This is a genomic window from Amycolatopsis ruanii (assembly GCF_003385175.1).
Taxonomy (GTDB): domain Bacteria; phylum Actinomycetota; class Actinomycetes; order Mycobacteriales; family Pseudonocardiaceae; genus Amycolatopsis_E; species Amycolatopsis_E thermalba.
The window spans coordinates 25,458-38,486 of sequence record NZ_PQHY01000020.1 but is presented as its reverse complement, the minus strand read 5'-3'; the positions used below and the strand labels follow the sequence as shown (position 1 = coordinate 38,486).

General features: G+C 71.6%; 13 protein-coding genes. 3 read left to right on the top strand and 10 right to left on the bottom strand.

Annotated elements, in window-relative coordinates:
• Positions 1–11: 11 nt before the first annotated feature.
• The 8 genes from mutM to rsmD all read right to left on the bottom strand — a co-directional run bounded on the left by mutM (position 12) and on the right by rsmD (position 5,308).
• Positions 12–875, bottom strand: coding sequence for a bifunctional DNA-formamidopyrimidine glycosylase/DNA-(apurinic or apyrimidinic site) lyase (mutM, locus tag D0D28_RS13630; protein WP_094007347.1), 864 nt, complete (start codon positions 873–875; stop codon positions 12–14).
• A 146-nt stretch (positions 876–1,021) separates the two neighbouring features.
• On the bottom strand, positions 1,022–1,762 hold the full coding sequence (gene rnc, locus D0D28_RS13625; RefSeq protein ID WP_094007348.1) for a ribonuclease III: 741 nt from the start codon (positions 1,760–1,762) through the stop codon (positions 1,022–1,024).
• Positions 1,763–1,776: 14 nt separating this feature from the next.
• Positions 1,777–1,959, bottom strand: coding sequence for a 50S ribosomal protein L32 (gene rpmF, locus D0D28_RS13620; protein WP_017987516.1), 183 nt, complete (start codon positions 1,957–1,959; stop codon positions 1,777–1,779).
• Positions 1,960–2,034: 75 nt separating this feature from the next.
• Entirely contained in the window at positions 2,035–2,622 is a 588-nt protein-coding gene (locus tag D0D28_RS13615; RefSeq protein WP_094007349.1) for a YceD family protein, read from the bottom strand.
• Between the two features lie 55 nt (positions 2,623–2,677).
• A complete protein-coding gene (locus D0D28_RS13610) occupies positions 2,678–3,400 on the bottom strand; it encodes a DivIVA domain-containing protein (RefSeq protein WP_116110819.1) in 723 nt (240 codons plus the stop codon).
• Positions 3,401–3,723: 323 nt separating this feature from the next.
• On the bottom strand, positions 3,724–4,146 hold the full coding sequence (locus D0D28_RS13600) for a ribonuclease domain-containing protein (RefSeq protein WP_116110818.1): 423 nt from the start codon (positions 4,144–4,146) through the stop codon (positions 3,724–3,726).
• Between the two features lie 83 nt (positions 4,147–4,229).
• Positions 4,230–4,712: a pantetheine-phosphate adenylyltransferase gene (coaD, locus tag D0D28_RS13595; RefSeq protein ID WP_094007353.1), complete on the bottom strand. Its 483-nt coding sequence runs from the start codon at positions 4,710–4,712 to the stop codon at positions 4,230–4,232.
• A 20-nt stretch (positions 4,713–4,732) separates the two neighbouring features.
• Positions 4,733–5,308 carry a 16S rRNA (guanine(966)-N(2))-methyltransferase RsmD gene (gene rsmD / locus D0D28_RS13590; protein WP_205413255.1) on the bottom strand — a complete coding sequence of 192 codons (576 nt, stop codon included), beginning with the start codon at positions 5,306–5,308 and terminating at the stop codon, positions 4,733–4,735.
• Positions 5,309–5,426: 118 nt separating this feature from the next.
• Between rsmD and D0D28_RS13585 the strand changes: the two genes are divergently transcribed.
• The 3 genes from D0D28_RS13585 to D0D28_RS13565 all read left to right on the top strand — a co-directional run bounded on the left by D0D28_RS13585 (position 5,427) and on the right by D0D28_RS13565 (position 10,164).
• Positions 5,427–7,556 carry a HelD family protein gene (locus tag D0D28_RS13585; RefSeq protein ID WP_116110817.1) on the top strand — a complete coding sequence of 710 codons (2,130 nt, stop codon included), beginning with the start codon at positions 5,427–5,429 and terminating at the stop codon, positions 7,554–7,556.
• Positions 7,557–7,668: 112 nt separating this feature from the next.
• Positions 7,669–8,604 carry a glutamate ABC transporter substrate-binding protein gene (locus tag D0D28_RS13580; protein WP_116110851.1) on the top strand — a complete coding sequence of 312 codons (936 nt, stop codon included), beginning with the start codon at positions 7,669–7,671 and terminating at the stop codon, positions 8,602–8,604.
• 570 nt (positions 8,605–9,174) lie between these two features.
• The gene (locus D0D28_RS13565; protein ID WP_116110815.1) at positions 9,175–10,164 is read left to right on the top strand and encodes an LLM class flavin-dependent oxidoreductase; all 990 of its coding nucleotides are present in this window, start codon (positions 9,175–9,177) and stop codon (positions 10,162–10,164) included.
• Positions 10,165–10,593: 429 nt separating this feature from the next.
• Here the strand turns inward: D0D28_RS13565 and D0D28_RS13560 are convergent, their stop codons facing one another.
• Both D0D28_RS13560 and D0D28_RS13555 read right to left on the bottom strand, forming a co-directional pair.
• Entirely contained in the window at positions 10,594–11,886 is a 1,293-nt protein-coding gene (locus D0D28_RS13560; RefSeq protein WP_346009482.1) for a class I SAM-dependent methyltransferase, read from the bottom strand.
• 30 nt (positions 11,887–11,916) lie between these two features.
• Complete coding sequence (locus D0D28_RS13555; protein ID WP_116110814.1) at positions 11,917–12,720, bottom strand: arginase family protein; 804 nt, start codon at positions 12,718–12,720, stop codon at positions 11,917–11,919.
• Between the last annotated feature and the right edge of the window lie 309 nt (positions 12,721–13,029).

Sequence of the window (13,029 nt, the reverse complement as noted above, 5' to 3'; positions counted from 1 at the left end):
TGCCTTCCGTGTCAGTGGGAGCGGCGCGGCCGGGGCTGGCAGCGCGGGCAGAAGTAGGACGACCGGTTCATGAACGGCTCGCGGCGGATGGCCGTGCCGCAGCGGCGGCAGGGGCGGTCACCCTGGCCGTAGACGTTCAGCGAGCGGTCGAAGTAGCCGGACTGGCCGTTGACGTTGACGTACAAGGCGTCGAAGGACGTGCCCCCGGCCTGGAGGGCCTCGTTCATCACCTCGGTGGCCGCTTCGAGCACGGCCGCGCCCTGGGCGCGGGTGAGCTTCTCGGTGGGGCGGGCCCAGTGCAGGCGGGCGCGCCAGAGCGACTCGTCGGCGTAGATGTTGCCGACGCCGGACACCAGGGTCTGGTCGAGCAGGGCGCGTTTGATCTCGGTGCGGCGCGAGCGCAGCGCCTTGACCGCCTGGGCCGGGTCGAACGCCGGGTCCATCGGATCGCGGGCGATGTGCGCGATCGGGGCGGGCAGCAGCGTGCCGTCGGAGGTGACCAGGTCGGCGAGCGCGAGTCCGCCGAACGTGCGCTGGTCGACGAACCGCAACTCGGGCCCGCCGTCGTCGAAGCGGATGCGGACGCGCAGGTGCTTCTCGTCGGGGGCGCCCTCGGGCTGGACGAGCATCTGGCCGCTCATGCCCAGGTGCGCGAGGATCGCCTCCTTGTCGGACAGCTCCAGCCACAGGTACTTGCCGCGGCGCCGCGCCGCCTCGACGCGCGCCCCCGCCAGGCGGCCGGTGAAGTCGTCCGGGCCCAGCTCGTGACGGCGGATCGCCCGCGGGTGCAGCACTTCGACGCGCGCGATCGCGCGGCCCGCCACGTGGGCCTGCAGCCCGCGGCGCACCACTTCTACTTCGGGAAGCTCCGGCACTCCACCACCCTAACCACGACCACCGACAATTCCCGGCGTCCGACCGGGTCACATCACGACGACCGACAGTGACGCCCGGATCCACCGGAACGACGAAAACCGGGCCGCCGCGGCGAGGCAGCGACCCGGCTTCCGGGACAGCGGAACTACTCCGAGCCCTCCGGCTTCAGCTCCTCGGAAAGAGCCCGCCAGGCGGTCTCGGCGGCCTTCTGCTCGGCTTCCTTCTTCGTGGTGCCCGAGCCGTTGCCCAGATCGCGACCGGCGACCAGCACCGTCGCACTGAACTCCTTGCGGTGGTCCGGACCGGTGTCCTCCACCTTGTACTCGGGCACACCCAGCCCGGCCGAGGCGGTCAGCTCCTGCAGGCTCGTCTTCCAGTCCAGCCCGGCCCCGCGCAGCGGCGCCTCCGCCAGCAGCGCGTCGAACAGCCGGTGCACCAGATCGCGCGCCGCGTCGATGCCGTGCGCCAGGTACGCCGCACCGATCACGGCTTCGAGCCCGTCGGCGAGGATGCTCGCCTTGTCACGGCCCCCGGTCAGCTCCTCGCCCTTGCCCAGCAGCAGGTGCGCGCCGAGGCCGCCGGGGCCCAGCCCGCGCGCCACCCCGGCCAGGGCGTGCATGTTGACCACGCTGGCCCGCAGCTTCGCGAGCTGTCCCTCCGGAAGCTCGGGGTGCGTGCGGTACAGGTGGTCGGTGACGACCAGACCGAGCACGGCGTCACCGAGGAACTCGAGCCGCTCGTTGGGCGGCAGCCCACCGTTCTCGTACGCGTACGAGCGGTGGGTGAGCGCCAACGTGAGCAGCTCGGCGTCGAGTTCGACGCCGAGCGCTTCGAGCAACGGTTTCGGGTCGGCGGCCGGCCCTCCCGATCTCGACCTGCCCCCCATCCTGGTCAGCGACCTCAGGCGGGCTCGACGACCTGACGACCGTCGTACTGGCCGCAGGTCGGGCAGGCCACGTGCTGCGGCTTCGGCTGCCGGCAGGCCCGGTTCTGGCAGGGCACCAGCTGCACGGGCGTCGCCTTCCACTGCGCACGACGGTGGCGCGTGTTGGAGCGCGACATCTTCCGCTTCGGGACGGCCACGACTGAATCTCCTCATCCACGGTTCGCTCACGCGGGCGCGAGCGTGCTTACTCAATGCTTACGAGCTGATGCCCGTCAGGCTTGCCGGCCGGGCCCGCCCGGGGACGAGTCGTCGAAACGCTCGACCAGCGCGGCCCACCGAGGGTCTATCGTCTCATGCCCGTGTCCGGGCTCGAGATCGGCCCACTTCCCGCCGCATTCGGGGCACAGCCCGGGGCAGTCCTCGCGGCACAGCGGGACCTGCGGCAGGGCCAGCACGACGGCGTCGCGGACCAGCGGTTCGAGGTCGATCCGGTCGTCGACCAGGCGCATGACCTCGTCCTCGTCGGTCGTCTCGTCCGTGGTCGAGTCCGGGTAGGCGAACAGCTCGGTCAGGTCGACCTCGACCTCGTCGGAGATCGGGTCGAGGCAGCGCGAGCAGGCGCCCGTCGTCGGCGCGACGGCGGAACCGCTGACCAGCACGCCCTCGACCACCGACTCGAGCAGCAGGTCGAGCTCGACCTCGGTGCCCTTGGGCACCACGATCACGTCGGGCACGCCCCACTCGACGCCGGTGGGCGCCGTGCGCTGGACGGTGCGGCTCAGGCCGGCGCGGCGGCCGAGCTCGCGCGTGTCGACGACCCACGGGTTGCGGGCGTCGGAAGAGTCATTGTGCTGAGACATCGGTCCGTTGAGTAGAGGGCGGAAGGCAACCTCACCACTCTACGCCCTCACCCGTTCAGGGCTGGAAGTCGTACAGGGGCGTGGGCCGCTGGCCGAGGGTCGACGGCGCGCGCAGGTGGTTGCGGCCGGAGTCGACCGTGCGCAGCGTGGTGGACAGCAGCTCGGAGAACTCGGCGAGCTTGCCGTCGACGTAGGCGTCGCAGTCGGCGCGCTGGCGGTCGGCCTCGGCGTGGGCCTCGTCCACGATCCGCGCCGATGCGGCGTTCGCGGCCTGCACGACCTCGGTCTGGGACACCAGCCGGGACTGCTCGTGGCGGCCGTCCTCGACGGCCCGCTCGTAGGCGTCGCGGCCGGCCTGCATCATGCGCTCGGCCTCGGCGCGGGCCCGCTCGGTCAGGTTGTGGTACTCGGCCTGGCCCGCGGCGATCATCCGCTCCGCCTCGGCCCGGGCGTCGGCCATGACCTGCTCGGCGCGCGCCTGCGCGTCGGCGATCATGCGCTCCGCCTCCGCGGCGGCCTCGGAGGTGACCCGCTCGGCCTCGGCGTTGGCGTCGTTGACCGTGGTCTCGGCCTGGTCGCGCGCCTTGGTGATCAGCTCGTCGCGCTGGTCGAGCACGTCCTGCGCGTCATCGACCTCGCGGGGCAGCGCGTCACGCACGTCGTCGAGCAGTTCGAGGACGTCCCCGCGGGGAACCACGCAGCTGGATGTCATCGGCACCCCGCGTGCCTCTTCCACGATCGTGACGAGTTCGTCCAGCGCCTCGAACACCCGGTACACAGCGACTCCCTAGGTGGCCTTTCCCCATCCGGCTTGACCACCAGTCTGCCCGCTTCTCGCGTGAAACGGCGGGAGCGCTGCGTTACCGGGCGTGTCAGCAACGCGAAGCGTTTCCGTTGAGGGTGGTGGTGGGCGACGGGCGGGCGTGTCAGTGACGCGAAGCGTTTCCGTTGAGGGTGGTGGTGGGCGACGGGCGGGCGTGTCAGCAACGCGAAGCGTTTCCGTTGAGGGTGGTGGTGGGCGACGGGCGGGCGTGTCAGCAACGCGAAGCGTTTCCGTTGAGGGTGGTGGTGGGCGACGGGCGGGCGTGTCAAGGAGTTCCGTCAGGAATTCACGTCCACCAGGTCGAAGCTCGCGTAGTGGTCGCCGGTGTAGAAGTACTCCCCCGCCGAGCCGGTGACGATCCGCCGCGCGCCGCGGTCGTCGCTGCCGGGGGTCTCCACGGTGTACTCGTGGTAGTAGCCGCTCGCGCAGGCGGGCAGCAGCCCTTCGCGGTTCTGGAAAACCGTCCCGTCCTGCTCGTACGGGTACGGGCCGCCCTGCTGGATCAGCTCGTAGGTGTCGGTGGCCTCCGCGGGCAGGTCGCTCAGCGCGACCTCCGTGAAGCCGGAGGTGTCGCCGCACTCGGCCTGGGCGAGGGACGCCGGCGCGGCCGAGGCGGGCGCGACCAGGCCGAGGCCCGTGAACAACGTGAGGACGAACGCGAGCAGCACCCCGGCCACCCGGGATATCATGGTGTTGGTCATTTTCGGACCGTAGCCCGATCGCGTTACCCGCAGGAGGCCGTCAGGTGAACGCGCCCGAAGTCCCGACGAAAGTCGTCGCCCGATCAGGCGCGTTCGGCGAGCTTCGCGGTCAGCCGCTCGAAAACCACGCCCGGCACCAGGTTCTTCACGTCGCCGCCGTAGGTGGCGACCTCCTTGACCAGCGAGCTGGACACGAAGCCGTAGGCGGGGTTGTTGGACATCAGCAGCGTCTCCACCCCGGAGAGCTCGCGGTTCATCTGCGCCATCTGCAGCTCGTAGTCGAAGTCGCTGACCGAGCGCAGGCCCTTGGCGATCGCCGCGATGCCGTTCTGCTTGCAGTACTCCACGAGCAGCCCGTGCCAGGAGTCCACCCGCACGTTGGGCAGGTGCGCGGTGATCTCCCGCAGCATCTCCAGGCGCTCCTCGATGGAGAACATGCCCTTCTTGGACTTGTTGATCATGACCGCGACCACGACCTCGTCGAACAGCTTCGCCGCCCGCTCGATGATGTCGAGGTGGCCGTTGGTCACCGGGTCGTAGGAGCCAGGACACACCGCACGCCGCATGCCGCGGACGCTATCAAGCTCTACCCGTCGTGGCGCGGTGAAGTGACGTACTCCGCCCAGTACAACGCCGTGTCGCCGTACCGCGACGTGCGCACCGGTTCGAACCCGGCCGGCCAGGCGGGTTCGCCGTCGCGCAGCGCGCGTTCCACGATCACCAGCACCTGCCCGGCGATCCAGCCGCCGGCGGCCAGGACGGTCAGCACCGCGCCGATCCGGTCCGCCCCCAGCGAGTACGGCGGATCGGCCAGCACGAGGTCGAACGGCTCGTCGGCGGGCTGCGCCAGCACCGTCTCCACCGGGCCGGAGCGCACCGATCCGCCCAGCCCGAGCGCGCTCACGTTGGCCTTGAGCACCTGCACGGCCCGCCGGTCGGACTCGACGAACACCGCGTCCGCCGCGCCACGCGAGAGCGCCTCCAGGCCCAGGGCGCCGGAACCGGCGTAGAGGTCCAGGACCCGCGCGTCGGTCAGCTCGCCCGCCGCCTCCAGCGCGTTGAACAACGCCTCCCGCACGCGCTCGGAGGTCGGCCGGGTGCCCTGCGCGGGCACCTTGAGCCGCCGCCCGCTCGCCGCCCCGGCCACGATCCTCGTCGTCACACCCCCATCATCGCGCTGTGTTCTACGCGGTGTTTTGCCCAGGACCCGGTGAACAGCGCGCGGGGCACGCGTAGAGTCAATCTTCCTGTTGCCGGCGAGTGAGCTGTAGGAGCGCTGCGTGTCGGAACCTCGGGTCAGACGGGCCGAGATCGCCATCGAACAACACCACGTGGACCGCGTCTACACCCGGCTCGCCGAACTCCGGGCGCAGGCGGAGGCGATGCGTGCCAAGGGCTACGAGATCGGCCACGGCGCCCAGCGCGAAGCCGTTTTCGAGCAGGCCTCGATGCTGTTCGAGCGCGACATGATGGTCCACCACGCGACCCAGACGCTGCAGACCCTGGACGCCGAGTACGAGGGCCTGGTCTTCGGCCGCCTCGACCACACCAGCCGGGAGACGATCTACGTCGGGCGCCTCGGCATCCGCGACGCCGAGTTCGACAACCTGGTCACCGACTGGCGCGCCCCCGCGGCCGCCGCGTTCTACCAGGCCACCGCCGAGGAACCGATGGACGTGGTGCGCCGCCGCGTCATCCGCTGCTCCGGCCAGACCGTGCTCGACGTGGATGACGACGTGCTGATCCCGGACGCGGTCGGCGACGACATGCAGGTGGTCGGCGAGGGCGCGCTGATGGCCGCGCTGGGCCGGTCGCGTGGCGACAAGATGCGCGACATCGTCGCCACCATCCAGAAGGAACAGGACGAGGTCATCCGGGCGCCGTGGCGCGGTGTCACCGAAATCACCGGCGGCCCGGGCACCGGCAAGACCGCCGTGGCGCTGCACCGCGCGGCCTACCTGCTCTACCGCTACCGCCGCCAGCTCGGCGGGGCCGGCGTGCTGGTGGTCGGCCCGTCCGGGGTGTTCACCAACTACATCTCCCGCGTGCTGCCGTCGATGGGTGAGACGAACGTCGAGCTGCGGGCGCTGGGCGCGGTGCTCGACGGCATCGAGACCGACCGGCAGGACCCGGCGCCGCTGGCCGCGATCAAGGGGTCGCTGCGGATGCGCAAGGTGCTGCTCAAGGCGTTGCGCGACACCCCGCCGGACGTGCCCGGCGAGATGCGGATCGTCTACAAGGGCGAGGTCCTCAAGCTCACCCGCAAGGAACTGGAGAAGGTCCGCCGCAAGGTGCACGGCCACGGCGGGCCGCCGAACCGCTCGCGGGTGCGCGCGGCCGAGGCGCTGCTGGAGGCGCTGGCCGACCGCGCCGAGGAGAACGCCCGCGCCGACTGCCGGACGATCGAGCGCGCCGAGCTGATCCACGACCTGGGCGAGCGGATCGACTTCCACCGCTTCCTGGTGGTGTGGTGGCCGGTGCTGTACCCCGGCGAGATCCTGCGCTGGCTGGGTGATCCGAAGCGGCTGACCAAGGCCGCGCGGGGTGTGCTGACCCCGGACGAGGTCGACCTGCTGGCCGCGTCGTTCGCCGACCGGGAGCGCGAATGGACGGTCGCCGACGTGGCGCTGCTGGACGAGCTGCGCGTGCTGGTCGGGCCGCCGCCCAAGCGCCGCCGCCGCGCGCAGCAGGTCGAGCTGGACGCGGCGCCGCCGGAGCGCGGGTCGGTCGGCAAACCGCACCGGCCGGAGCACTACGACGAGTACTCGCACATCGTGGTCGACGAGTCGCAGGACCTCTCGCCGATGCAGTGGCGGATGGTCGGGCGGCGGGGCAAGTACGCCAGCTGGACGGTGGTCGGCGACCCGGTGCAGAGCTCGTGGCCGGATCCGGCGGAGGCGGCGCAGGCCCGGACGCAGGTGTTCGGCGCGCGCACCCCGATCCGCCGGTACACGCTGCGCACCAACTACCGGAACTCGGCGGAGATCTTCGACCTGCCCGCGCGGGTGGTCGCCGGGCACGCCGCCGAGGGTGAGCTGCCGCACGCGGTGCGGACCACCGGGATCGAGCCGGACGTGCGGCTGGTCGAGCCCGGCAGCGTGGAGAGCGCGGTGCAGGCCGCGGCGAAGGAGCTGCTGGACGCGGTCGAGGGCACGGTCGGTGTGGTGTGCGCCATGGACCGGGTCGCCGAGGTCGGCACGTGGGTGCGGGGCCAGGCGGACGAGCGGCTCAAGGTCGTCGGCAGCCTGGACGCCAAGGGCCTGGAGTACGACGCCGTCGTGCTGGTCGAGCCGACCGAGCTGATCACCGAGTCGCTCACCGGGCGCCGCGTGCTCTACGTCGCACTGACCCGCGCGACCCAGCAACTGACCGTCGTGGCCTCCGACGACGAGTGGCTGCCTGCGGAATAAATCACGAAAAAAGCGACGTCTTCGTCAGCCTCCATCATTTCCCGGGCAATTACCATGCACGGCGAGACCGATCGTCTCTTCGTGATGTCCGGGACTGTGGATGGAGCACCTCATGGCAGGTTGGGTGCGTGCTGCGCGCCGTACGGCGGCCTCGATCGGCCTCGTCGCGGCGCTGCTCACGACGGGCGTCGCCTGTACCGGCGACGAGACCGCGAGCACTGGTGGTGAAGTTTCCACTGGTCAGGGAGTTATCGGTGAGGCTCCGGTGGCCAGTGAGGCGGAGCTGGCGGCCAGCCCGACCGCCCAGGCGATCCGGGCCCGCGGCACGCTGATCGTCGGCGGCGACGAGAACCTGCCCCTGCTGTCGCAGCGGAATCCGATCACCGGGAGCACCGACGGATTCGACGCGACACTCGGAAAAATGCTGGCGAAATACATCATCGGCCGGCCGAACGTCAACATCGTGACGACCACACCGGAAACGCGCGAAGCGATGTTGAAAACGGGCACCGTGGACGCGGTGATCCGGATCTACACGATCACGGCGGAACGGGCGCAGCGGGTCGCGTTCGCCGGGCCGTACCTGCTGTCCGGGCAGGCGATCGCCACGCTCAAGGGCACCACCGGCATCGACGACCCCGCCGACCTCAACGGCAAGACCGTCCTGGCGGTGGCCGGGACGACCAGCGTGGCGGCGATCCAGCAGCGCGCGCCCGGCGCGAAGATCACCACGTTCGGCACGGCCGAGGAGTGCGTGCAGGCGCTGGAGCAGGGCAAGGGCGACGCGTACGTGCACGATCTGACCGTGCTGGCGGGCGAGGCGCAACTGGACTCGAAGCTGCAGATCAGCGGGCAGCCGTTCACCAGCGAGCCGTACGGCATCGGCCTCAAGCTCGACGACGACACGTTCAAGCGGTTCGTCAACGACTGGCTGCGCAAGATCGAGGCCGCCGGGCTGTGGCAGCGCGCCTGGCAGGAGACGCTGGGCACGGTGGTGACCGGCGCACCCCCGTCCCCACCAGCGATCGGCTCAGTCCCCGGCTCATAGCCACGCGAGTCCCACGCTCCGCCCCGCGAGTCCCACGCTCCGCCCCGCGAGTCCCACGCTCCGGCGCGCGAGTTCCGCGTTCCGGCGCAAGAGTTCTGCGCTCCGGCGCGCGAGTTCCGCACTCGGGTGGCCGGGTGCCGTGCGGCTCCTAGTAGTCGCCCACCGTCATGGAGTTGTGGACGGGCGCGGTCTTGGCGGTGAGGCGAAGCAGGGCGGGGCTCGTAGGCGCGGAAGGCGCACTCGTGCTACCGCCGGCCCACGACTGCCCCCAGGTCCAGTTCCCCGGCGTGCCCGGGGACGAACTCCGCCGGGCGGCCGTGGACGGCTCCTGCCCCGCCCTGAACCTGCCGCACTGACCTCTCGCCCGCGCGAGTCCCACGCTCCGGCGCGCGAGTCCCACGCTCCGGCGCGCGAGTCCTGCGCTCGGAGCCGCGCGTCCCGCGCTCGGCCCGCGCGTCCTGTGTTCCGGCGCGGGAGTTCCACATTCGGAGCCGCGAGTCCCACGCTCCCGCAGGCGAGTTCTGCGTTCGCGCGGGAAGACGTGCGGCCGGGTGCGCGTTGGACGTTGCCGTGAAGCCGCTATCCGACGTCGCGCTGTCCGTGCTGGACCTGTCCCCCATTCCGAGCGGCGCGGACGCGCGCACCGCGCTCCGCAACACCGTCGAGCTGGCCCGGCAGACCGAGCGGCTCGGCTACCGGCGGTTCTGGGTCGCCGAGCACCACAACATGCCGGGCATCGCGAGTTCGGCCACGACGGTCCTGATGAGCCACGTCGCGGCGGCGACCGAAAGCATCCGCGTCGGCTCCGGCGGCATCATGCTGCCCAACCACGCGCCGCTGGTGGTGGCCGAGCAGTTCGGGATGCTGGAGGCGTTCCACCCCGGCCGCATCGACCTCGGCATCGGCCGGGCACCGGGCACCGACCAGCGCACGGCGATCGCGTTGCGTGGTTCGGCGCAGGCGCTGGGCGCGGACGACTTCCTTCAGCAGCTGTCCGAGCTGATGGGCTACTTCGACGGCGAGGGCGCGGTGCGGGCGGTGCCGAGGTACAAGCCGCCGGTGTGGCTGCTCGGGTCGAGCGGGTTCAGCGCGCGGCTGGCCGGGTCGCTCGGGCTGCCGTTCGCGTTCGCGCACCACTTCAGCGCCCGCAACACGATCCCGGCGGTGGAGCTGTACCGCGAGTCGTTCCAGCCGTCGGAGGCGCTGCCCGAGCCCTACGTGATGCTCGGCGCGGCGGTGATCTGCGCGGAGACCGACGACCGGGCGCGGTGGCTGGCCGGGCCGAGCGGCCTGCAGTTCCTCCAGCTGCGGCGCGGCAACCCGATCCCGCTGCCGACGCCCGAGGAGGCCGCCGGGTACCCGTACTCGGAGATCGACCGGCACTTCGTGGACGAACGCCTGGGCACGACGATCCACGGCTCACCGTCGACGGTCCGCAAGGGCCTGGAGACGCTGGTCAGCGACACCGGCGCCGATGAGATCATGATCACGACGATGGTCCACGGCGAGGCCGACCGGCTGCGCTCCTACGAGCTGGTGGCCGACCTCACCCACGCCTGAGCCCAAGCCCGGCGCGGCAGGTCGGGCGGCCTCCGCCAACCCGCTAGCGTCCGGCCTCGCCCGTGATGGCCAACGGCCCGCCGCGTTGAGCCCGGACCCGCGCGGCGGGCCGGGCGGCCTCCGTTAACCCGCCCGCCGCACCGCAGCCTCCGGCCGCGCCCGCGGCTAGGACCGCCAAGCGCTCCGCACCGGCGGCATCCCGCCGCCGGCCACACGAGAACCAGCCCGCGCCACCCCACACTGAGCCCGCCGACCGCACCGGCGGCATCCTGCTGCCGGCCCACGCGAGAACCGGCCGGGCGCACGCGCAGAACCCGCGCGCGCCGCAGCCTTCGGCTCCAGGCGCAGCTCCGCAGCGACCCTGAATTCCCAAGCCACCCGCGCTGCGCCGGGCAGGCCGCAACCGCCCGCCCGGCCTCGCCGCTCGGTTCAGGACAGCCAGGCGCTCCGCACCGGCGGCATCCCGCTGCCGCCGCGGGCCGTCGGCTTCACCGCCAGGATCTGGTTCACCCCGATGGCCCCGCTTTCGAAGCTCAGCGCGCACGCGGCCATGTACAGCCGCCACACCCGCGCCCGTCCCGCGCCGCCCAGGCGGACCGCCTCGGCCCAGTTCGCCTCCAGGTTCGCCACCCACGCGCGCAGCGTGCGCCCGTAGTGCTCGCGCAGCGCCTCCACGTCCCGCACCTCGAAGCCGGCCTCCTCGATCGCCGCGGCCATCACGCTCACCGGCTCCAGCTCGCCGTCCGGGAAGACGTACCGGTCGATGAACGACGTCTTCTGGTTCCGCGGCGGCACCGACGGGTGCCGCGAGATGGCGTGGTTGAGCAACCGCCCCTCCGGCCGCAGCAGGTCGAACAGCGACTTCGCGTACACCGGCAGCATCGACGCGCCCACGTGCTCGGCCATCCCGATGCTGGAGATCGCGTCGAACGGCCCGTCGGACACCTCGCGGTAGTCCTGCACCCGGATCTCCACCAGGTCCGACAGCCCCTCCTCGGCGACCCGCTTGCGCGCGAAGTCCGCCTGCGCCTGCGACAGCGTGACGCCGACCGCGTGCGCGCCGTACTCCTTGGCGGCGTGGATGACGAAGGTGCCCCAGCCGCAGCCGACGTCGAGCACCCGCATCCCCTCGCGCAACCCGAGCTTGCGCGCCACCAGGTCGACCTTCGCGGTCTGCGCCTCCTCCAGCGTGGTCTCCGGCTTCGGCCACACCGCGCACGAGTACGTCATCGACGGCCCGAGCACGAGCGCGTAGAAGTCGTTGCCCACGTCGTAGTGGTGCGAGATGGCGGCCGCGTCACGGCGCCGGGAGTGCATGCGCCCGGCGAGCTTGATCTCCTCCGGCGGCGGTTTCGGCGGGAACCCCACGATGCCCAGCTTCAGCGCCGCCTTGGCCAGGTCGCGCCGCACCGCCCAGGTGAGGTCCACGTCGAAGTCGACGTCGTAGACCAGATCGTGCAGCCGCTCCAGGGCTTCCACGAACGGCCCCTCGACGTCGAGCTCGCCGGCGACGTGCGCCCGCGTCACGCCCAGCTCGTTCGGCGCCCACAGCAGGCGCCGCAACGCGCGGCGGTGTTTGAGGTGCAGCACCGGCGCGTCCGGCGGCCCGGTTTCACTGCCGTCCCAGCAACGAATCCGGATCGGGACGTTCTGACCGAGCGCCGTGTGCAGGAGTTCCCCTACGGCGCCGGCGACTCCACCTGCGCTACCCACGAACTTCATTCAAGCACGCGCGCGGCGAAATCGCTTGTATCAGCGAAGTAATTCACCAATGGTGTGCAGCACAGGTGCCAGAATCACCAGATCATCCCGTTTGCCGGAAACGCATTCGGTGATGCCCGCGCCCACGACCTCGAACTCCGCGAGCGCACGCAGCCCGTCGACGAGCTTCGACACGGTCATCCCATCGGGTTCCGGGTAGTCCATTCCGGCGAACGCGGACGGGTCCAGGACATCGAGATCGACGTGCACGTACAGCCGTTCGATACCGGCATCCCGGACTTCGGCGACAATCCGCGACGGTTCCCCCGAAACCAGCCGGACCCGGCCCGCCTCGATTTCGTCCCGTTCCGCCGGATCCAGCGCCCGCGCCCCGACGAGCACCGCACGGCCCGGCTCGACCGCGGGCACGGCCGCGAACGCCGGATCGCCGTCGCCGAGCAGCGACCGCAGCACCATCCCGTGGAAGGCGCCGGACGGCGAGCCGGCCGGGGTGTTGAGGTCGCCGTGCGCGTCGAACCACGCCACGCCGAAGCGTTCGCCGTGCCGGGCCCGGGCGGCGGCGACGGGCACCAGGTCGGCGGCGCAGTCACCGCCGATGGTGAGCACCGGTCCGTCGGCGAGGGCCTCGGCGTGCCGCTTCCGGTTGTCCAGCAACGCTTCCCGGTTCGCGATCCCGTCCACGACCGGCGTTTCGCCCGCCTCCAGACGCACCTCGCGCACCGGCGCCCCGAGAACCTCCGCCGCCAACGCGGAAAGGGCCCGGCACCCCGCGGGCAGATCGCCCGCCCGGGGTGTCCGGGCCCCTTGCCACTGCGGTACCGCTTGGATCAGCACGCACCGACCCTAACGACGGCACGGGGGCCGCCGCACGCGGATTTCCCCGCCCGCCGAACTCGCGCTCACGAGCGCAGAACTCGCGAGCACGAGTGTGGGACTCGCGAGCACGAGTGTGGGACTCGCGGGCGTGAGCGTGGGACTCGCGAGCGTGAGCGTGGGACTCGCGAGCGTGAGCGTGGGACTCGCGGGCTGTCGGCTTCCGCGCGAGTCCCACGTCCCGGTGCGCGAGTTCTGCGTTCCGGTGCGCGAGTTCTGCGTGCCGGTGCGCGAGTCCTGCGTTCCCGTGCGCGAGTTCTGCGTTCGGGT

Coding starts and splice junctions, on each gene's coding strand:
- rnc (WP_094007348.1), bottom strand. CDS start 1,762: ATGGGGGGCAGGTCGAGATCGGGAGGGCCGGCCGCCGACCCGAAACCG.
- D0D28_RS13615 (WP_094007349.1), bottom strand. CDS start 2,622: ATGTCTCAGCACAATGACTCTTCCGACGCCCGCAACCCGTGGGTCGTC.
- D0D28_RS13600 (WP_116110818.1), bottom strand. CDS start 4,146: ATGACCAACACCATGATATCCCGGGTGGCCGGGGTGCTGCTCGCGTTC.
- coaD (WP_094007353.1), bottom strand. CDS start 4,712: ATGCGGCGTGCGGTGTGTCCTGGCTCCTACGACCCGGTGACCAACGGC.
- D0D28_RS13580 (WP_116110851.1), top strand. CDS start 7,669: ATGGCAGGTTGGGTGCGTGCTGCGCGCCGTACGGCGGCCTCGATCGGC.
- D0D28_RS13560 (WP_346009482.1), bottom strand. CDS start 11,886: ATGAAGTTCGTGGGTAGCGCAGGTGGAGTCGCCGGCGCCGTAGGGGAA.